Genomic DNA, 18,675 nt, shown 5'->3' with positions numbered 1-18,675 from the left:
GTCCACCTGCACCGTCATCTTTCTATGTTTTACTTCATCATCAATTTGGCATTTTCGTTACGAAATACAGCTAAAGTTTGTTGTCCTGCACGCCCAGTTGCATTTAAACCAAGACGAATTTGTTCATCACGAATGGCTTGTCGGGTTTTATCACCAATCAAACCATCCACTTGACCAATGTCATAACCACGGTTCAGTAAATATTGCTGAATTTCACGACGCTCTGCACGCGACGTGCCTGCATCGTTAGTGGGCCAACTTTGTTGAAAATGACCCTTACCCTGTAAACGATCTGATAAATGCACAATCGCTAAAGCATAACTTTCAGCTGCGTTATAACTATAAATAGCATCAAAGTTCTTAAAAACTAGGAATTTAGGTCCGTTTTCTCCGGCTGGAGCCATTAATCCTGCGGGAGTGCTTTCAGATAAATTGCCTTGAATTAAAGTACCACCATCTGCACGCGTCACCCCTTGATTGATCCAATAAGATAAACTTTTCTTATTACGACGTCCTTCACCAGAAATAGAAAGATTTGCGGGTATCATGACCTCAAAGCCCCACGGCATACCTGTTTGCCAACCACGCTTGGTCAAAAAATTGGCAGTCGAGGCCAAGGCATCGGAAGTGCTTGATACCAAATCGCGACGACCATCACCATCAAAATCTACCGCCAACTCTTCATAGGTCGAAGGCATAAACTGGGTATGACCGAATGCCCCAGCCCACGAACCGCGTAATTGTTCTTCCTTTAAATCACCACGCTGTAAAATACGCATAGTGGCAAAAAACTCACCCCGGAAATAACTTTGACGGCGACCTTCACAACTTAAGGTCCCTAAAGCTTGTAATAAAGGATAACTGCCCGAAATATTGCCAAAATTACTCTCAACACCCCAAACTGCCACGACCGTTTCGACAGGCACACCATAAGTTTGGGCAACGCGATTCAGAACCTCTCGATGCTGGGCTAATTTTTGTCGCCCCATTTCAACCCGTTCGTTATCGACCAGACCCGACAAATAATCCCAAATTGGAGTCGAAAATTCAGGTTGATAATTTAACTTATCAATCACGCTATAATCTGGCGTTAAATTTTGGGTATAACGATCATAAGTTGAAGCGCTGACACCAGCATTCAGGGCTTGACTACGTAAATTTGACAAACAACCCTGGAAATTATTCTCGGCGCTGTAACCATTTTGGTTTGTTAAGTTATTGTTATAAGTCGAAACAGCGGTTGGTTGACCATTAATAATCAGTTCCGCATGGGATGGTGCCGCAACCCAAAAAATGGATCCAAAAATAAAATAATTAATTCGTTTCATCATCACTTTCGTTTTAAATTCAAATTATGTGCTTACCTTAACACTCCAGTACAAAATTGACAGACAAGAAACGTAAAATTTGAATTCATTTTCTTGGTTTTAAATTCATATTTCATGTTTAAATTTAAAAATAGTTATCCACACCCACATCAAACCTCAATTTAAATTCAAATCCCATGTTTTAAATTTAAAACTCGAGTTTTGAATTTAAAACAGTTATCCATAATGGCATTTTTTAAATTCAAAGCCCACAAACCACTGTTCAAAGCAACTTAACGCGAATCATTAAACCCAATACAGTGTTTTGAATTCAAAAGTCCCTATTTAAATTCATATACACATGCTTTTAAATTTTAAAAAATGAATTTAAAAACTCAACTGACTTTTAAATTCATATTATTTGTCCTCAATCGACTATTTAAATTCAAAAACAAATTCTAAAAATTGAATTTAAAACCCAAAATCCGTTTTAAATTCAAATAATTTATCCACAGTTGATGCTTTATTCTTTATTTAAATTCAAACTTTTCACAAAACCCAAGTTTTAAATTCAAAATATTTTTCTATTTTCTTATTCTTCAACAATCCAAATGCACCATTTAGAGCTTATTTTTCATTCATTCAATACACAACAAAAAGCTAAAATTTACGATAAAAGGCACTGCCTAAATGCAAGGTCGCGTAGCATGCCTGAGTTCTAGACATAAAAAAAGCGATCCACAGAGTGATCGCTTTTTTGCTAAACAGTTTAGGATTTAAATGGTCATATCTTCGCTTAATGCTAAAGGTACAGGCAAAATTTTCGCCAATTGACGGCATAAACTGGTCAATTGACTGCTGTCATTCGGCATTAAAGTGATGTGACCGATCTTACGACCCGCACGTTCTGTTTTGTTATACAAATGCAGATGTGCGCCATTTAACGCCAAAACCTGCTCAGATTTTGGATATTGACCAATGATATTGATCATCACAGTAGGGCGTACCACTTCGGTTGAACCCAAAGGTAAGCCTGCAACCGCACGAATATGATTTTCAAATTGCGAACAAACCGCACCTTCAATTGACCAATGACCTGAGTTGTGCACGCGCGGTGCCATCTCATTGGCAAATAGACCTTGCTCCGTCACGAACAATTCCAGTGTTAACACACCGACATAATTCAAGTGATTCAACAAACGCGTAATGTAATCTTGTGCCGCTGGCTGTAAATCCGCGCTGTTTGGTGCAGGAACAATCGAATGCGATAAAATCCCGTGATGATGATGATTTTCAGCCAAAGGCCAAGTTTTTACTTCACCATCCTGACCACGTACCGCAATAATCGAAACTTCACGCGAGAACGTCACAAAACTTTCTGCAATCAAGCTTTTTGCTGGACCCAATTCAGACCAAGCCTGCTCAATTTGATCTTCGCTACGCAATACAAACTGACCTTTACCATCATAACCGCCAGTGGCTGTTTTCAGTACCAATGGTAAGCCCAGTGTCGTAACGGCTTGCTGTAAACTCGCTAAAGAATCAACCGCTTGATACGGCGCGACAGGAATCTGCAATTGATCGAATAAGGCTTTTTCCATTAAACGGTTTTGTGCAGTCGCTAATGCTTGGCGTGGCGGGTGAAGGGCTTTGCTTTGCGTCAAAAGATCGACATCAGCCAGTGGCGTATTTTCAAATTCCAGACTAAAAACGTCTGCGCTTTGAATAAACTGTTGCAGACCTTGTTCAGTCTGACTTGAAATCACCTGACCTAAAGCTGCGGAAGGGCAGTCTGTATCTGCTTCATAGAAGGTACATTGAATATTGAGTGGCAAAGCAGCTTGCGCCATCATACGACCCAATTGACCACCACCAAAAATACCGATGGTTTTGTTCATAACCTGTGTCCCGTTTTAAGCTTGACCCGGAATATTGTTGCTTGCCACTTTTTCTGTTTGAGCAGCACGGAAGTTTGCGACATTTTCGGCAATCTCTGGACGTGTCAAACCAAGAATTTGCGCCGCCATAATGGCCGCATTGGTTGCACCTGCTGGACCAATTGCCAAAGTACCTACCGCAATACCTGCTGGCATTTGTACAATTGAAAGTAGGGAATCAACACCATTTAAAATAGAAGATTTTACAGGTACACCCAAGACTGGTAAGTCAGTTTTTGCCGCGCACATACCTGGTAAATGTGCTGCGCCGCCTGCGCCTGCAATAATCACTTGAATACCACGATCACGCGCAGTTTCAGCATATTCAAATAAACGATCTGGAGTACGGTGTGCAGAAACCACTTCAGCTTCAAATGGGACACCAAGTTGCTTAAGCATATTGGCAGTGTGTTCGAGAGTCGCCCAATCAGATTGAGAACCCATGATAATTCCTACGAGGGGTTGAGCGTCTTGTGCTGCGGCCGCATTCATTGCTAATGTTCCAGAGACTAGAGTGAAAGAGGATAAATCTCGACGAGAGCCAAGCTTTAAATGGTTCAGAAGCCCCATATTATAGACTGATTTTTCATCTCTCCAAAATTTAAGCAGGGCTAGAGCGAGATATTTTTAGTTTTTTTTCGATAAAAATAAGGAAATGATTCCATTGATGAAAAAATAAGCCGTTATAAGTGTTATTTTGGCCGTTTTACAATGAACAGGTTGCAGCAAGCTTTTTCTCATCTCAAAAATCCAGTCACCACAACCATATTCTTATTAAAACTGTTATTGACTTCTAAATACGAAATACACACAACCCAATAAACAACATCCAGCCCAGAGATAGTCTAATTTAAAGGGCTGTTTAAACAGATAAATCATAAATGGCACAAAAACCAATAAAGTCATGACTTCTTGGGTAATTTTCATTTGCCCTACAGACCAACCATCCTGTGCCAAGAGGCGTGTGGCAGGAATCATAAAGGCATATTCTAATAGCGCAATTAACCAGCCAAATAATATCGCTTGCCACAAGGGTGCGCCATGTAAAAATTTTAGATGTCCGTACCAAGCTAAAGTCATAAAACAATTGGATATTACTAACAATGCAAACGGGATCAGCATGGGATTCATCATTACACTACATTCACAATTAAGACCTAAAATAGGCTCAAAAGTATAAGCCAAAGTGCTCTTTTTAGGGAATTTTATCGACTTTAATCTGGGCTCAATCTGTTGTAAATGAACTGTCTAAATTGATACAAGAAAAACTATCTTTTCGCTAAGAGCCTTGATATCGTTGCTGTCAAATCGAATCAATTCTGACAACAACACCAATTACGAAGTGCTGTGTCAAAAAGCAGTGGAGTTAAAGATCAATGCATCTGCATATTTTGGGTATTTGCGGCACCTTTATGGGTTCATTGGCGTTATTAGCGCGAGATTTAGGACATAAGGTGACAGGTTCAGATCTGAACGTTTATCCGCCCATGTCCACCCAACTGGAAAATGCAGGCATTACTTTAATGCAAGGCTATGATCGTAGCCATTTACAACCACATCCCGATTTAGTCATTGTCGGCAATGCCATGAAACGCGGAATTGACGCAGTTGAATATATGCTCAATGAGGGTTTACCTTACATTTCAGGACCACAATTCCTTGCAGATCACGTCTTACAAGGTAAACATGTCCTCGGCGTTGCTGGGACTCATGGTAAAACCACCACCACCACCATGTTGGCATGGGTACTGGATCAGGCAGGCTTAGAACCTGGGTTTTTAATTGGCGGTGTGCCTTTAGGTTTCTCTGAAAGTGCACGTTTAGGTGGCGGAAAATATTTCTGTGTTGAAGCGGATGAATACGATTCAGCATTTTTCGACAAACGTTCCAAGTTTGTGCATTACCATCCAAAAACTGCAATTTTAAACAACCTTGAATTTGACCATGCCGACATTTTTGATGATTTGGCTGCCATTCAAAAACAATTTCATCATTTAGTTCGTACCATTCCAAGTGAAGGTCGCATTATTGCCCCAATTACTGAAAGCAATATTGATGAAGTATTAGAAATGGGCTGTTGGACACCTGTAGTGCGTACTTCTTTAGATACACATCCTGAAGCGGAATTGTATGCAGAACAACTTTCGGCAGATGGCTCGCACTTTAAAGTATTGCAGCACGGCGTAGTCAAAGGCGAAGTGAAATGGAACATGACTGGGCAGCATTCTGTAGCAAATGCCTTAGCCACCATTGCTGCGGCTGAACACGTGGGTGTAAGCATTGAAACTGCCTGTGAAGCACTGTCTAACTTTGGTGGTGTAAAGCGTCGTATGGAGTTATTGGGTACCGTTCGTGGCGTCGAAGTCTATGATGACTTTGCCCATCACCCAACAGCAATTGACACCACACTTGAAGGTGCACGTAAGCGTTTAGGTGAGCGTAAACTGTGGGCGATTATTGAACCGCGTTCAAACACCATGCGTATGGGCAGCCATAAAGATGGACTGGCATATTCAGCACGTTTGGCAGATGAAGTGATTTGGTATCAACCTGAAGGGTTAGACTGGGATTTACAACCTGTGATTGATGCAGCATCCAACAAAGCGATTGTAGCGCGTTCCCTTGAAGATATTATTCAAACTGTGGTGAACGAAGCAGGTGAGGGCGACGCGGTGGTGATTATGTCCAACGGTGGGTTTGGTGGTTTACATCAAAAATTGATCAGCGCTTTAAACGCCTAAATTTGTGCATTTAAAAGCCCGCTACGGCGGGCTTTTTTATACACTGACCCAATTAAAAAGCGGACATCGTGCCCGTATATTCAAAGTCTTTTAGTTTTGTCCAACCTTGCACTGCGTCACCCAAACGCTTGCTCATATACATGATCGAAACCCATTGTTCTTTGCCATCATCATACGTGCTATACGCGGTAATAAAGTCATTTTTAAGAATGAACAGATCCTTGATTTTACAGGTATCACTTGGTGCAGAATGAAAATAGACACGTGATGGGGCAATCACTTTCATGCCCCAACGGGGAATCATATGGACTTCTCTTTGTTCTGCCTTTTCCTCAAGTTTTGCACAGTCTTCAGCAAATACTAAAGGGGAGAGCAAACTACATAGGGCAAGAGATAAAAGCTTCTTCATTTACCTCAATTTAACCATCTTAAACACTGCTCAGGCAAAACAGCTGTATTGTTCTCATTAGATTGTACTCTTTAGAACGAAACAAAATGCTATGACTGTATTAAGCCGCCACATCCAACAAACTTTGATCTCGTTTAAACATCACATCGACATAAGCGCAGACAGGTACAATTTTTAACTGTTGTTCGCGTGCGTATTCGACCAAGACATCCAACAACTGACGTGCCACACCTTGACCACGTAAACAATCATCTACCCAAGTATGGTCGGCCACAATGGTAGATGCATCACGCCAAACATAGGTGATTTCAGCAATACGTTGCCCCGCCACATCATTCAGAAAAAACTCACCTTTTTCAGCATTATTATGGTGTTGGAATTGCATACTCGGTTTTCCTCTATACAGATGAACTACAGTTAACATGCCATAAGCCCTGTAGAAAAAACACCCACTTGTTAAACCGCATCGACCAAAGTTTAAAATCTGGTTACACCTTATGCAGGAAATCCCTAGTTCAAGGGATGAAGCTCATGCCCATTTATTTCTATGCTAAACAGATAGCACACACAGGAGTGGCGGCATGTTAATTTATTTTGTATTAATGCTCTGTGGCTCATTATTGGCAAAAATTTTAATGCAATACGACAGCGTAGTTCCATTTAAGCCTTAAAATTTACGTCTTCGTTATTCGGCATTGATTAAACGCATAGATCAACAGGTTTGGTTTAGGTTGATCATATTTGCTTTATATTTGCACTTTTGTAGAAAATATGCGATTCTTGCCGCATCATTTGGACTCAGTCCAATACAGAATTTGAACAAGGGGAGTAGCCTCCTCCAGACGTCATCCACAACTTATTGGGATGACGTGTCAGAATATCGTCATTACACTTTGCAAAAAGTCGGTATCTGAGCATTACCTAGGGTAATGTAGGCAAGACCTTGATCATGTTGACACAGATGTTTATTTCATCTGGCAACAGGTCAAGGTTTTTTTGTGGCCAATTGCCAGATGTGGAGGATTTTTATGGAATCTATCGGCAATTTATGGCTGTATTTGGTCTTCTTCGGCATTGTCATTATCATGCTGTTGATCGACTTTCTCGGATTTAAACAAAAACAAGGGCAACCCGTTGCCATTAAAACTGCTGCTTACTGGAGCGTTGCTTGGGTCAGTGTCGCGATGTTATTCGCAGGTGGCCTCTGGTTGTATTTACAACAAACCGTGGGGGTTGCAATTGCCAACCAAAAAACCATGGAATATATCGCGGGTTATTTACTGGAAAAATCCCTCGCAATTGATAATGTCTTTGTTTGGCTCATGATTTTTGCAGCCTTTGCGATTCCACCTGCATTACAACGTAAAATTTTGCTTTACGGCGTACTTGGTGCAATTGTACTGCGGACCATCTTTATTTTTATTGGTGCATGGTTTGTTCAAGAGTTCTCTTGGATTTTATATCTGTTCGGCGCGTTCTTGGTTTACACAGGCTTCAAGTTCCTGAAAGGACAAGATGATGATCCCGACATCGAGGATATGGCTATATTGAAATGGTTGCGTAAACATTTGCGTATCACGCCACAACTGCAAGGGGACAAGTTCTTTGTTCGTCAGAATGGCGTATTGTGGTTTACACCGTTATTTTTAGTCCTGATTCTGGTTGAAGCTTCAGATGTGATTTTTGCAGTAGATTCAATTCCTGCGATCTTTGCTGTCACCAGTGATCCGTTTATTGTGTTAACAGCAAACCTGATGGCCATTTTAGGTCTGCGTGCCATGTTCTTCTTGCTCTCTGGCGCTGCGTCGAAGATGCATTACCTGCCGTATGGTCTCGGGATCATCCTGTTGTTTATTGGTTTTAAAATGTTGATGCTAGATGTATTCCACATGCCAATTTGGATTTCATTAGGCTTTATTGTAGTTGTGTTAGCGATTACAGCTTGGCTCTCCATTCGCCATAATAAAAAGCAAGAAAATCCATCGGCTTAAACTTGATGAATTGATCTTAGGAAGACAGATTGAGTCCGCTTAATCTGTCTTTTCTACTTCTGTAGCACTCAAAATTGAAACTGATCGTTAACCGAAGGTCATTTGGAGCACTGCGGCAAAAAGGCGTAATCCTGCATACAGGGTAAAAGCTCTCTCGACTGACCAATCCACAATTCCAACAGAACCTTAACCTAAATTCCGCATATAAGCATCTGTATCTAACTCAGGTCAGATCCATCACACCGCTGTTCTTTATAGTGTTTGGCAAAGATTTTGCTTGATCAGAATGAAAGATCAATAAGAGCATAACACATGAATAGCATTCCAACTTTTAATCCGATTGCCATGCCATACCACAGTCAATTTGACGCACAGGACTGGGAAATTTTGGCGCAATATTGGTATCCCGTGGCACGTGTCGAGGATGTGAGTACACAACCGCAACGAGTCACCTTATTAGATGTAAACATGGCACTTTACCAAACGGCATCAGGGGAAATTCATCTGGTTCGTGATGTATGCCCACATCGCGGTGTACCCTTATCTAAAGGCTGGGTAGAAGGGGAGGAAATTATTTGTCCTTATCATGGTTTACACTACAACAGCGCAGGCAAATGTACCAAAATTCCGGCACAACCCGATCTGAAAAAAATTTCAGACCGTTTTACCCTGACACAGTTCCCTGTAATTATACGCTATGGCTTAATTTGGACCAGCCTACATGCACGAGATGTCACACAAACCAATATTCCTGTTCTGGATACATGGGACACAGCCGAACATCAATCCATCTTACCGCCTTATGTTGATATTGCAGGTTCTAGCGGTCGACAACTGGAAGGTTTTATTGATGTCGCCCATTTTGCTTGGGTGCATCACCATGCTTTTGCCGACCGAGATAATCCTGTGGTACCAAAGTATCATACGCAACGTACCGATTACGGCTTAAAAACCATCTATATTAGTAATGTCAGCAACTATCCGCATGGTCTGCAACACCTTGCACCTGCTGATTTTTTATGGACCCGTACCTTTGACGTTTACCCACCATTTTCAGCCATTCTCAGCATTGATTTCCCCAACGACGGTGTCTTAAAAATTCTCAATGCCTGCTGTCCAGTGTCCCATAATCAAACTCGGCTGTTTGCACCCTTAACCCGCAATTTTGACCAAACAGGTGACTTAGCCTCGGTTTATGCCTTTAATGCCCAAATTTTTGCGGAAGATCAAGACATGGTCGAATCCCAAAAGCCAGAGGAGCTCCCGTTGGATTTAATGATGGAAGCCCATTTTGAAGCAGACCGTTCATCTACAACATATCGCCGTATTTTAGCCGAATGGGGACTTAGTCAACGTTATACAGTCTAGCCAATCATTTTCAGGTACAATCAACCGAAAAAAGTAAAAGTTGTAGGGTTTTCCATGTCTTCATTGTTGCAGACCACTGTCGTTCGCGGTCGTTTTTTAGATATTCAAAATTTAGTTGCTCAAGCTGCGGACATCGCAGAGCAGGTCCGTTATCTAGCAGATGGCGTGCTGATCAGTGAAGCAGGAAAAATTAAATGGTTTGGCCCTTGGCAAGATGCAGCCGAACATCTACCAGAAGGCGTTGCAATTCAACATTATCCTGAAAAGTTCATTGTGCCTGGTTTTATTGACACCCATATTCATTTCCCGCAAACGGAAATGGTCGGTGCTTATGGTGAACAACTGTTGGAATGGCTGAATACCTATACTTTTCCAACCGAAATGCAGTTTCAAGACCCTGCATATGCCGCAAAAATTGCCGAATTCTTTGTGCAAGAACTGTTAAAAAATGGCACCACCACCGCCTTAGTATTCTGTACCGTCCATCCAGAATCAGTGGATGCTTTATTTGAAGCTGCTCAACGCCACCAGATGCGTCTGATTGCAGGTAAAGTGATGATGGACCGTCATGCACCTGATGCCTTATGTGACACGCCTGAACGTGCTTATACAGAATCAAAGGCCCTCATTGAAAAATGGCACGGGCAGGGGCGTGCACTGTATGCCATCACGCCACGTTTTGCCCCCACTTCGACACCTGAACAATTACAACTGGCAGGGCAACTCAAGGCCGAATATCCAGATGTCTACGTACATACCCATTTAAGTGAAAATAAAAATGAAATTGCATGGGTCAAAGAATTATTCCCTACACAACAAGGTTATCTCGATGTTTATCATCATTATGGTCTCACAGGATCGCGTTCGGTCTTTGCCCACTGTGTGCATTTAGAAGACCATGAATGGGATTGTATGCATACCACTGATTCTGCGATTGCATTCTGTCCAACCTCAAACCTGTTCCTCGGTAGTGGCTTGTTTCCATTGAAAAAGACGTGGGAAAAACAAGTCAAAGTCGGTTTAGGCACAGACATTGGTGCAGGAACTTCCTTCAACCAACTACAGACGCTAAATGAAGCCTATAAGGTACAGCAATTACAAGGCGATAAACTGTCTGCTTTTGAATCGCTTTATCATGCTACCCTAGGAGGTGCCAAAGCATTGAGCCTTGAACAGCAATTAGGTAACTTTAATGTGGGTAAAGAAGCCGATTTTATTGTGCTCGACCTGCAAGCCACAGCCTTACAAGCATTGCGTCAGCAACGGGCCAAAAGTATTGAAGATGCCTTGTTTGCCCTGATGACCATGGGTGATGACCGTAATATCCATGCGACCTATATTTATGGTCAGCTGGCCTATGCACAATCCCAATAAGCCTATCGTTACTCCCATCTCCAAACGGAAACTGTGCTTCTTCTTGCTCGGTTGCACAGTTTTACTACGGCGTGATAGTCATGCTGCGAACAAAAAACAAGCAACAAAAGATGCATCTCGATAGAAGATGTATTAAAATAAACGCATATTTTGAGGTGTTGCAGGTCAACGCCTTTTTTATTTTTGATTTTTAGGTATCTGCCCATGACCGTTCAAATGAGCGTAATGATTTCAGCTGAAGAGATCCAAGCGAAAGTACAAGCGCTTGGTGCTAAAATTAATGCCCACTATGCCCAAAGTGATAAAGAACTTGTCTTAATTGGCTTATTACGTGGTTCCGTTATTTTTATGGCTGATTTATGCCGAACAATTGAAAAACCTCACGAACTCGACTTTATGACGGTTTCAAGCTATGGCAAATCAACTGTTTCGAGCCGTGATGTACGCATTCTAAAAGACTTAGACGGCGAAATTCGTGGTAAAGATGTCCTTGTTGTTGAAGATATTATTGACTCTGGGCATACCTTAAGCAAAGTGCTTGAAATTTTAGAAACACGTGAACCCAACTCAATTGAATTGTGTACGCTCGTGAGCAAACCATCACGCCGTGAAATTGATTTAGACGTAAAATTCTTGGGCTTTGAAGTCGAAGATAAGTTTATTGTCGGCTATGGTCTCGACTACGATCAAAAGTATCGTCATATTCCTTTTATTGGTGAAATTGGTCTCTAAGCTTAGCGTCTAAATCCACTGTATATAGCCTTCTATTCCCCGTGTTGTATTGGTTTTAGAAGGCTTTTTTATGTCTTTTTTACGGTAAATCTCTCACACAAAAACACCACAGTTCTTTGCAGATCTGCTGTTTAATTCAAGTCTTTTTTCTCCAAAATAATAAACATAAGCAAAATCATTGATTCAAAATAAGAACAAGGAGAATACTCATGTGGTCACTCATTGTTGCAATTGTTGTTGGTTTTATTGCAGGTCTGATTGCCCGTGCACTACATCCTGGCGATGACAAGGCAGGCTTTTTGGTCACAACACTATTAGGGATTGCAGGTTCTTTACTGGCAACTTATGGTGGACGCATGCTCGGTCTGTATGCCGATAATGTAGCAGCAGGCTTTATTGCCTCTGTGATTGGCGCAATTATTGTTTTGTTTATCTATAATCTTATTATGAAAAAATCCCGCACTTAATTTTTTACACAAAAAAGCCTTTTCACGTGAACCATGAAAAGGCTTTTTTAAAATTAATTTCTATCTCATTACAAACCTAACTCTTTCCAGATGAGTTCAATTTGTTCAGCAGGGAAGCCACCCGCCGCTTTAAAGCCATTCGAGAAAATTAGCGTAGGTGTACCATTTACGCCAAGAGATTGACCTAATTTCAAATTACGTTCAATTGGATTGGCACAGCTTTTATTACCCGCAGGAGCAATCCCTTTAGCAATCAGGTTTTCCCAAGCATAACTCTGATCTTTTTCACAATATACCGCTTTAGACGGCGCAACAGATTGCGGTTTAATTGGATAAATAAAGGTATAAATGGTCACGTTGTCCAGTTTTTTTAATTCAGCCTCAAGTTGCTTGCAATACGGGCAATTTGGGTCAGAAAAGATCGCCAGTTGGCGTTTGCCATTACCTCGCACGGTTTTCACCGCATCTTGTAGTGGCAATTTTTTCCAATCAATCGAGTTCTGTTTTAAAATCAAATCTTTGGTCAAGTTGTGCTGATCTTTCAATCGAATCATCGATCCCACTAAAATATGTTGTGCATTTTCTCCAACATAAACCACTTGACCGTCCATAGAGCCACTATAGATACCTGACATTTCAGTACTTTGAATATTCTCAATTTTCAAATCTGGATGTTGTTTGGCTAGATTGGTTTTTACAGTCTCGACACTCGCAAAACTAGACCAAGAAATGAAACTCGCCAGCATCGCAACCATTGTTCTTTTCAACATGAATTCTGCTCGTTCACGTAAGTTATAAAAGTGAATCAGTTTAATCCGAATTATGGTGATGATTGATAATTTTTATCAGGTATTTGGTAAAACAAATACCTGAATGTTTCACGTGGAACTACGCCTTAAACCGATAAAGGATTAATCTCTACCGAGACATGCACAATTTCTTCATGAATCGACAATGCCTCACGCACTTCATCCGCACTGATGGATGAGTGACTACTGAGTGCCAAAATACAGGCAAACTTACCTTTAGCCACCTTCCAGACATGTAAGTCTGTCACTTCAACAACCACAGGCAGATCCTGAATCACCTCTCGGATTTCCTCCACCACAGGATGGTTCATTTCCGCATCTAATAATGTTTTCGCCGTATCCCGCATCAGACCCAAAGCCCACCGCGCCACTAAGATTGCCCCCAAAATCCCTAAGAAGGCATCCAGAAACGACCACCCCATATATTTTCCAGCAAACAAAGCAACGATTGCAAAAACCGACGTCACCGCATCAGCAACCACATGTAAAAAAGCAGCTTTTTGATTGAGATCGTGTTCATGCTGATGCGTATGAGTCGATTCTTCGTGATGGTGATGGTGATGGTGATGGTGACCATCATGTAAAAGCCATGCACAAATCAAGTTTACCACCAAGCCTAAAATCGCAATTGGTATTGCTTCATTATATTGAATATCAACAGGATGAATCAGTCGTTCCACCGAGTAGAAAGCCATAAAAATAGCCACCACCAACAGCAAAATTGCACTGCTATATCCCGCTAAAATTTCAATTTTCCACGTACCAAAGCTAAAACGGTGATCCTGAGCATAATGACGTGCCGCACGATAGGCAAAATAAGCCAAACCCAATGCCAACATATGCGAACTCATGTGCCAGCCATCGGCAAGTAATGCCATAGAATTAAAAATCCAGCCGCCAATCACTTCTAATAGCATCATGACTGCCGTTAAAATAGTCGCAATTAAGATTCGTTTTTGTGCCAAAGGATTCCCTTCATCAAATTGATGACTATGGCTTCTGTGCATGATCGAATGTTGCATAATGTTCTCACCAATATACTCCCCTGTAGTATATTTATTTTTTGGAGGAAAGTGTGGGCCATTTATATGAAGATCAGAAAATTAAGAATCGCGTAAAGCGTTTGCAAGGGCAAATTCAAGCAATCGACCAAGCCCTCATGCAACCTGAAAGCTCCTGTATTGAGGTATTACAGCAAGTGGCGGCGGTAAAGGGGGCAGTCAATGGTCTGATGAATGAACTGATTGAAGCCCATCTGCGCCATCATGTTCTAAAACCTCAGAGTGAATTTGATGAAGCTGAACTTGCCGAATTTTTAAAGTTATTAAAACGCTACGGTTAGTGATTGTTTAAGCATCAATTTCGGCTTAAGCTGTCAAAACTCTTTATTTTTACTGTGCTTTTCCGACAGTTTTTTGTGATGCTTTATGACGGTTCAACATCCTTGGCGTTCATTTATGATGATCAGCCTTGCCTTATGCATGGGTACCATTGGTACAGCGCTCGCAAGTCCACTGTATCCGATTTATCAAGCATTATGGCATTTGCTGCCTAGCCAAATTACCTACATTTTTGTTGCCTATATGTTTGGCTGTTTAGCAACGCTGCTCTTTTTCGGCCGCGCCAGTAACAGCTTTGGTTTTTTGCGCACGCTGCAAGTTGGCCTAGTATTTGTCATTCTAGGATTAGGGCTTTCTGCTTTTGCCAGTAGCGCCGTTTGGCTCGGCCTAGGGCGTTTTATTATTGGGATTGCTTCAGGGCTGATTAGTACTTCCGCCATGTTAGGTCTCATGCTGACCATTCCGGACAGTCATAAATCTCATGCCCCACAATTAAGCTCAATTATTACCGTCATCGGTTTTGCTTTAGGGCCATTGATTGGCGGTGTGATTGCTCAATTTGCTGCATTTCCATTGCTCACTCCCTATCTGCCGATTATTGCAGGCGCGGTCCTCTGTTTAATCGGATTATTTCGCTTAAAATCCCCAACTTTTCAAGCTCAAGCATTTTCAATTGCACCACATTTAGAGCTTCCTGCCGCCCAGACCCGAACTCATTTTTTTATTGCAGGCTTAACCGCTTTTTGTGCCTTTGGTGCATTTAGTCTGTTTGCTTCGCTGTCTGCGTCCTTTGTCAAAGACCTGATTCCATGGCATGGTCCTCTGGTCAGTGGCATCGCGATTTCCAGCATTCTGTTTATTTCAGCAATCGTCCAGTTTTTTGCCAAATCGTTACCCGCTGCACGTAGCTTAAATTATGGTTTGATCCTGCTGATGGGCAGTTGTCTACTCTTAGCCATTTGTATGCAAACCCAATCAAGTCTATTGTTTTTTATCAGTGATATTGGCGTGGGCTTGGGACATGGTCTAGGCATTATGGGATCATTTGGTCTGATTCATCAAATGACAGATTCACACAATCGTGCCGCAGTGATCTCGACCTATTTGTTTATAGGATATTTAGGCACGATCGTGCCGATTATTGCGGTAGGTTACAGTGCAGATCTATGGGGGTTAAATCTGGCAGTGAGCGGTTTTGGTATTGGTATGGCACTACTATGTTTCACTTTATTGTTCTTGCAGAAGAAAAATAACCTTCAAATTTAAAGCTGCTTTGAATAATTTTTTTACTATTTCAGCAAGCATGCCTTAACACAACGCCAAGTATTTCGCAAAATGCCTGCTTAATATACATCATTATGATGTGCTCAAAATCAATCGGCAATTAACCGAAAACCATCAAAGCGATCACTCTGGTACTGAATTCCCCCCAATGCAACTCAACATCTTCTTTTATTGTTGTTTTTTATTAGGCACAAGGACTATCCGATACTGATAACCAATAATCCCTATTTCAAGATCATGTGATTTGTTATGATTGTAGTACAAAGAGTGAATTAATGATGACAACATATTGAATACTCGCCCGACTAGCATGATTAAATAAACACCATTAAATACTGAATAAAAAACGTTATTTTCATGCCTTCTTCCATTGTAGAGTCAATATGTCCTATCACTTATAGCCAACACGAGGAGGACAATATTTATGCAATCTCGTGTAAATCAAACAATCCAAATGCACTATACATGTAGCGATTTGGGAAACGTCATACTGACAGCACTGGAAAAAGCTGGCAAGAACATCAACAACCTAACGCCCGAAGATCTGGCACCGATTGATGAGTTTCATATCAGAGGACGTACAGCTACTCTCGAACTTGCCCGTGCTGCTGGACTTGATGCCACAAAACATGTACTAGATGTCGGTAGCGGTATTGGTGGGACTTCGCGTTGTCTTGCAAAAGAATTCGGCTGTCACGTCACAGGTATTGACCTCACGGAAGAATACTGTCGTGCTGCAAGAATGCTCTCGACCAAGATTGGTCTTGCACACCAAGTTGACTATCACCAAGGTGATGCAACCCAACTGCCATTTCCCGATCAGACCTTCGATGTTGTCTGGACTGAGCATGTGGCAATGAATATCTTGGATAAAGCTGGTCTTTATAAGGAGATGTACCGCGTACTGAAGTCAGGTGGCACACTGGCAATTTATGATGTTCTTGCGGGTCCATCGGGCCCAGTCCTTTTTCCTGTACCATGGGCACGTACACCAAATACCAGCTTTCTGGTACAGCCAAATGAGCTACGTCAGCTACTCCAAGAAGCTGGTTTTACAATCACTGACTGGTTAGACACAACCGAAAGTGCACGGACATGGTTTGTGTCTCTGGCCGAGAAAATACAAAAGGAAGGCTTACCCCCCCTTGGATTTCACATACTACTAGGGGCTGATTTTAAAGCCATGGCGCAAAATCAAGGAAAAAACTTGCAAGAGGGGCGGATTGTGCTGGCACAAATCATTGCGAAAAAATGACTTTGTGAGATTAAAACACTTTCGTGCTATTACAGCTCAATTTGATAAGCTTGCACGAAACGATCCCTCTTTGATTTAACTTGCATGTCGATTTGGTACAAAGCCAAATGAAGGCACATCCTAAACAATAAAAAGCATTCAGGAATGCTTTTTATTTTATAAATAGAATTTATTGAAGCTTATTGAGCAACACTTAAACTTTAAATTACTTTCCAATACAGAATGAGCCGAAAATTTTCCCAAGCAAATCATCCGCACTAAATTCACCTGTAATTTCACTTAAAGCATTTTGTGCAAGACGTAACGACTCGGCAACCAATTCACCTGCATGAAATACCACCAACTGCTCATGGGCTTCTGAAAGATAGTGCTGTGTGCGCTTCATTGCATCTAAATGACGTGTTCGCGCAATAAAGGTGTCTTCCTCTGGCTGAAAGCCAGCATGCGCTGTAATCGCCTCTATGAGTGATAGAACGCCTGTTTCCTGTTTGGCTGACACTGTAATATGCCTGAAACCTTGAAAATCACCAATTTCAGCTGTTGCATTGGTTAAATCACATTTATTCCCAATCAACATTAAGCGTTTCGGTTCAAGATGATGTTCAAAGTATTCACGTGCCAATTGCAATGGGTCTTCACCTTGACTCAAGTCATAGACCAATAACAATAAATCAGCTTGTTCAATTTCTTTAATCGCACGGCGAATACCTTCTTTTTCCACCACATCGCCTGTTTCACGCAATCCTGCGGTATCGGTCAATGTTATTGGCAAACCATTCAGGCTAATCTTTTCATGCAACACATCACGGGTAGTGCCTGCTATATCCGTCACAATCGCACGTTCAATACCCGCCAAAGCATTAAGCAAAGAAGATTTACCCGCATTCGGCTTACCTGCAATTACCACCTGTAAACCTTCACGTAGCAATTGTCCTTGACGGGCAGATTTCTGCACCGCAGCCACGGAATGCTGCACGTCTTCCAATAAAGTTAAAATCTTGCCATCAGCCAAGAAGTCAATTTCTTCTTCAGGAAAGTCAATTGCCGCTTCCACATGCAAACGCAAATGAATCAACTTTTCTAGCACCGTATTCACTTTATGTGAAAAGGCACCTTGCAAAGAACGTACAGCTGATCGAGCTGCAGCCTGCGAAGTCGCATCAATCAAATCGGCAATCGCTTCCGCTTGCACCAAATCCAGTTTGCCATTTTCAAAAGCACGCATGGAAAACTCGCCTGCTTTGGCAGCGGTTGCACCCAATTCCAAACACCGGGCAAGCAAGGCATTTTGGATTACAGGTCCACCATGCCCCTGTAATTCAACCACATCTTCACCCGTAAACGAGTTCGGGTTGGGAAAACAAATCACCAAGCCTTCATCCAATACTTCTTGCACATCATCCAAAAACTGACGAAAACCCGCCATCCGTGCTTTGGGTAAAGCTTTTTGGCATAACTGTTCTGCAATCGCATAAGCTTGCGGACCAGAAAGACGAATTACCCCCACACCACCACGTCCTGGCGGAGTAGCAATCGCTGCGATAGTGGTTTGATGCTGCATACAATTCACCTGACTTAAGTCCTAATCTAACCCAAAGAAAAATCCGCCTAAGATTACCATCTTAAGCGGATTTAATCAGCTAGTTGCTGTGAGAAGCTGC

18 protein-coding genes are annotated in these 18,675 nt (G+C 41.8%); 9 read left to right on the top strand and 9 right to left on the bottom strand.

Translation table 11 applies throughout. The features are described 5' to 3' along the window. Nucleotides 1–29: 29 nt before the first annotated feature. The 4 genes from E0H82_RS15685 to E0H82_RS15670 all read right to left on the bottom strand — a co-directional run bounded on the left by E0H82_RS15685 (nt 30) and on the right by E0H82_RS15670 (nt 4,366). Nucleotides 30–1,328 carry a lytic murein transglycosylase gene (locus E0H82_RS15685; RefSeq protein ID WP_131265650.1) on the bottom strand — a complete coding sequence of 433 codons (1,299 nt, stop codon included), beginning with the start codon at nt 1,326–1,328 and terminating at the stop codon, nt 30–32. Between the two features lie 755 nt (nt 1,329–2,083). Next, on the bottom strand, nt 2,084–3,205 hold the full coding sequence (locus E0H82_RS15680) for a 5-(carboxyamino)imidazole ribonucleotide synthase (RefSeq protein ID WP_131265649.1): 1,122 nt from the start codon (nt 3,203–3,205) through the stop codon (nt 2,084–2,086). A gap of 15 nt (nt 3,206–3,220) precedes the next feature. After that, entirely contained in the window at nt 3,221–3,736 is a 516-nt protein-coding gene (gene purE / locus E0H82_RS15675; protein ID WP_026441188.1) for a 5-(carboxyamino)imidazole ribonucleotide mutase, read from the bottom strand. Nucleotides 3,737–4,027: 291 nt separating this feature from the next. Further along, nucleotides 4,028–4,366 (bottom strand): DMT family protein, encoded by a 339-nt coding sequence (locus E0H82_RS15670; RefSeq protein WP_131265648.1) that lies wholly within the window; start codon nt 4,364–4,366, stop codon nt 4,028–4,030. Between the two features lie 254 nt (nt 4,367–4,620). Here E0H82_RS15670 and mpl point away from each other — a divergent pair, with 254 nt between their 5' ends. Continuing rightward, nucleotides 4,621–5,985, top strand: coding sequence for a UDP-N-acetylmuramate:L-alanyl-gamma-D-glutamyl-meso-diaminopimelate ligase (gene mpl / locus E0H82_RS15665; protein ID WP_131265647.1), 1,365 nt, complete (start codon nt 4,621–4,623; stop codon nt 5,983–5,985). 52 nt (nt 5,986–6,037) lie between these two features. Here the strand turns inward: mpl and E0H82_RS15660 are convergent, their stop codons facing one another. Together E0H82_RS15660 and E0H82_RS15655 are read right to left on the bottom strand one after the other, a co-directional pair. Continuing rightward, nucleotides 6,038–6,394, bottom strand: coding sequence for a hypothetical protein (locus tag E0H82_RS15660; RefSeq protein WP_131265646.1), 357 nt, complete (start codon nt 6,392–6,394; stop codon nt 6,038–6,040). A gap of 100 nt (nt 6,395–6,494) precedes the next feature. Next, nucleotides 6,495–6,779, bottom strand: coding sequence for a GNAT family N-acetyltransferase (locus E0H82_RS15655; protein ID WP_131265645.1), 285 nt, complete (start codon nt 6,777–6,779; stop codon nt 6,495–6,497). A 643-nt stretch (nt 6,780–7,422) separates the two neighbouring features. Here E0H82_RS15655 and E0H82_RS15650 point away from each other — a divergent pair. From E0H82_RS15650 to E0H82_RS15630, 5 genes are all read left to right on the top strand, one after another. Next, the gene (locus E0H82_RS15650; protein WP_131265644.1) at nt 7,423–8,385 is read left to right on the top strand and encodes a TerC family protein; all 963 of its coding nucleotides are present in this window, start codon (nt 7,423–7,425) and stop codon (nt 8,383–8,385) included. Between the two features lie 312 nt (nt 8,386–8,697). Further along, a complete protein-coding gene (locus E0H82_RS15645) occupies nt 8,698–9,753 on the top strand; it encodes an aromatic ring-hydroxylating oxygenase subunit alpha (protein ID WP_131265643.1) in 1,056 nt (351 codons plus the stop codon). Between the two features lie 54 nt (nt 9,754–9,807). Beyond that, nucleotides 9,808–11,127, top strand: a complete 1,320-nt coding sequence (gene guaD, locus E0H82_RS15640) for a guanine deaminase (RefSeq protein ID WP_131265642.1) — start codon at nt 9,808–9,810, stop codon at nt 11,125–11,127. A gap of 204 nt (nt 11,128–11,331) precedes the next feature. Next, the gene (gene hpt / locus E0H82_RS15635) at nt 11,332–11,859 is read left to right on the top strand and encodes a hypoxanthine phosphoribosyltransferase (RefSeq protein WP_116762939.1); all 528 of its coding nucleotides are present in this window, start codon (nt 11,332–11,334) and stop codon (nt 11,857–11,859) included. Nucleotides 11,860–12,068: 209 nt separating this feature from the next. Continuing rightward, nucleotides 12,069–12,326 carry a GlsB/YeaQ/YmgE family stress response membrane protein gene (locus E0H82_RS15630; RefSeq protein ID WP_131265641.1) on the top strand — a complete coding sequence of 86 codons (258 nt, stop codon included), beginning with the start codon at nt 12,069–12,071 and terminating at the stop codon, nt 12,324–12,326. Between the two features lie 68 nt (nt 12,327–12,394). Here E0H82_RS15630 and E0H82_RS15625 read toward each other — a convergent pair whose 3' ends face one another. Together E0H82_RS15625 and dmeF are read right to left on the bottom strand one after the other, a co-directional pair. Then, a complete protein-coding gene (locus E0H82_RS15625) occupies nt 12,395–13,096 on the bottom strand; it encodes a DsbC family protein (RefSeq protein ID WP_131265640.1) in 702 nt (233 codons plus the stop codon). Between the two features lie 125 nt (nt 13,097–13,221). Beyond that, nucleotides 13,222–14,172: a CDF family Co(II)/Ni(II) efflux transporter DmeF gene (gene dmeF, locus E0H82_RS15620; protein WP_131265639.1), complete on the bottom strand. Its 951-nt coding sequence runs from the start codon at nt 14,170–14,172 to the stop codon at nt 13,222–13,224. Nucleotides 14,173–14,210: 38 nt separating this feature from the next. Here dmeF and E0H82_RS15615 point away from each other — a divergent pair, with 38 nt between their 5' ends. The 3 genes from E0H82_RS15615 (at nt 14,211) to E0H82_RS15605 (ending at nt 17,014) form a co-directional block, all read left to right on the top strand. After that, on the top strand, nt 14,211–14,477 hold the full coding sequence (locus E0H82_RS15615; protein WP_131265638.1) for a metal/formaldehyde-sensitive transcriptional repressor: 267 nt from the start codon (nt 14,211–14,213) through the stop codon (nt 14,475–14,477). A 118-nt stretch (nt 14,478–14,595) separates the two neighbouring features. Further along, complete coding sequence (locus tag E0H82_RS15610; RefSeq protein ID WP_131265660.1) at nt 14,596–15,741, top strand: MFS transporter; 1,146 nt, start codon at nt 14,596–14,598, stop codon at nt 15,739–15,741. A 442-nt stretch (nt 15,742–16,183) separates the two neighbouring features. After that, entirely contained in the window at nt 16,184–17,014 is an 831-nt protein-coding gene (locus E0H82_RS15605) for a class I SAM-dependent methyltransferase (protein WP_131265637.1), read from the top strand. 205 nt (nt 17,015–17,219) lie between these two features. Here E0H82_RS15605 and mnmE read toward each other — a convergent pair whose 3' ends face one another. Then, nucleotides 17,220–18,575, bottom strand: coding sequence for a tRNA uridine-5-carboxymethylaminomethyl(34) synthesis GTPase MnmE (gene mnmE / locus E0H82_RS15600; protein ID WP_131265636.1), 1,356 nt, complete (start codon nt 18,573–18,575; stop codon nt 17,220–17,222). Nucleotides 18,576–18,675: the final 100 nt, after the last annotated feature.

This window comes from Acinetobacter sp. ANC 4910 (assembly GCF_004331035.1).
In the GTDB taxonomy this organism is placed as follows: domain Bacteria; phylum Pseudomonadota; class Gammaproteobacteria; order Pseudomonadales; family Moraxellaceae; genus Acinetobacter.
The sequence above is the reverse complement of the archived record's forward strand: the minus strand, read 5'-3'. Positions and strand labels throughout refer to the sequence as shown.

What these genes read in the sequence shown, in the direction of transcription:
- E0H82_RS15685 (WP_131265650.1), bottom strand. Translation starts at nt 1,328, where the DNA reads ATGAAACGAATTAATTATTTTATTTTTGGATCCATTTTTTGGGTTGCG.
- E0H82_RS15680 (WP_131265649.1), bottom strand. Translation starts at nt 3,205, where the DNA reads ATGAACAAAACCATCGGTATTTTTGGTGGTGGTCAATTGGGTCGTATG.
- purE (WP_026441188.1), bottom strand. Translation starts at nt 3,736, where the DNA reads ATGAATGCGGCCGCAGCACAAGACGCTCAACCCCTCGTAGGAATTATC.
- E0H82_RS15670 (WP_131265648.1), bottom strand. Translation starts at nt 4,366, where the DNA reads ATGCTGATCCCGTTTGCATTGTTAGTAATATCCAATTGTTTTATGACT.
- mpl (WP_131265647.1), top strand. Translation starts at nt 4,621, where the DNA reads ATGCATCTGCATATTTTGGGTATTTGCGGCACCTTTATGGGTTCATTG.
- E0H82_RS15660 (WP_131265646.1), bottom strand. Translation starts at nt 6,394, where the DNA reads ATGAAGAAGCTTTTATCTCTTGCCCTATGTAGTTTGCTCTCCCCTTTA.
- E0H82_RS15655 (WP_131265645.1), bottom strand. Translation starts at nt 6,779, where the DNA reads ATGCAATTCCAACACCATAATAATGCTGAAAAAGGTGAGTTTTTTCTG.
- E0H82_RS15650 (WP_131265644.1), top strand. Translation starts at nt 7,423, where the DNA reads ATGGAATCTATCGGCAATTTATGGCTGTATTTGGTCTTCTTCGGCATT.
- E0H82_RS15645 (WP_131265643.1), top strand. Translation starts at nt 8,698, where the DNA reads ATGAATAGCATTCCAACTTTTAATCCGATTGCCATGCCATACCACAGT.
- guaD (WP_131265642.1), top strand. Translation starts at nt 9,808, where the DNA reads ATGTCTTCATTGTTGCAGACCACTGTCGTTCGCGGTCGTTTTTTAGAT.
- hpt (WP_116762939.1), top strand. Translation starts at nt 11,332, where the DNA reads ATGACCGTTCAAATGAGCGTAATGATTTCAGCTGAAGAGATCCAAGCG.
- E0H82_RS15630 (WP_131265641.1), top strand. Translation starts at nt 12,069, where the DNA reads ATGTGGTCACTCATTGTTGCAATTGTTGTTGGTTTTATTGCAGGTCTG.
- E0H82_RS15625 (WP_131265640.1), bottom strand. Translation starts at nt 13,096, where the DNA reads ATGTTGAAAAGAACAATGGTTGCGATGCTGGCGAGTTTCATTTCTTGG.
- E0H82_RS15610 (WP_131265660.1), top strand. Translation starts at nt 14,596, where the DNA reads ATGATCAGCCTTGCCTTATGCATGGGTACCATTGGTACAGCGCTCGCA.
- E0H82_RS15605 (WP_131265637.1), top strand. Translation starts at nt 16,184, where the DNA reads ATGCAATCTCGTGTAAATCAAACAATCCAAATGCACTATACATGTAGC.
- mnmE (WP_131265636.1), bottom strand. Translation starts at nt 18,575, where the DNA reads ATGCAGCATCAAACCACTATCGCAGCGATTGCTACTCCGCCAGGACGT.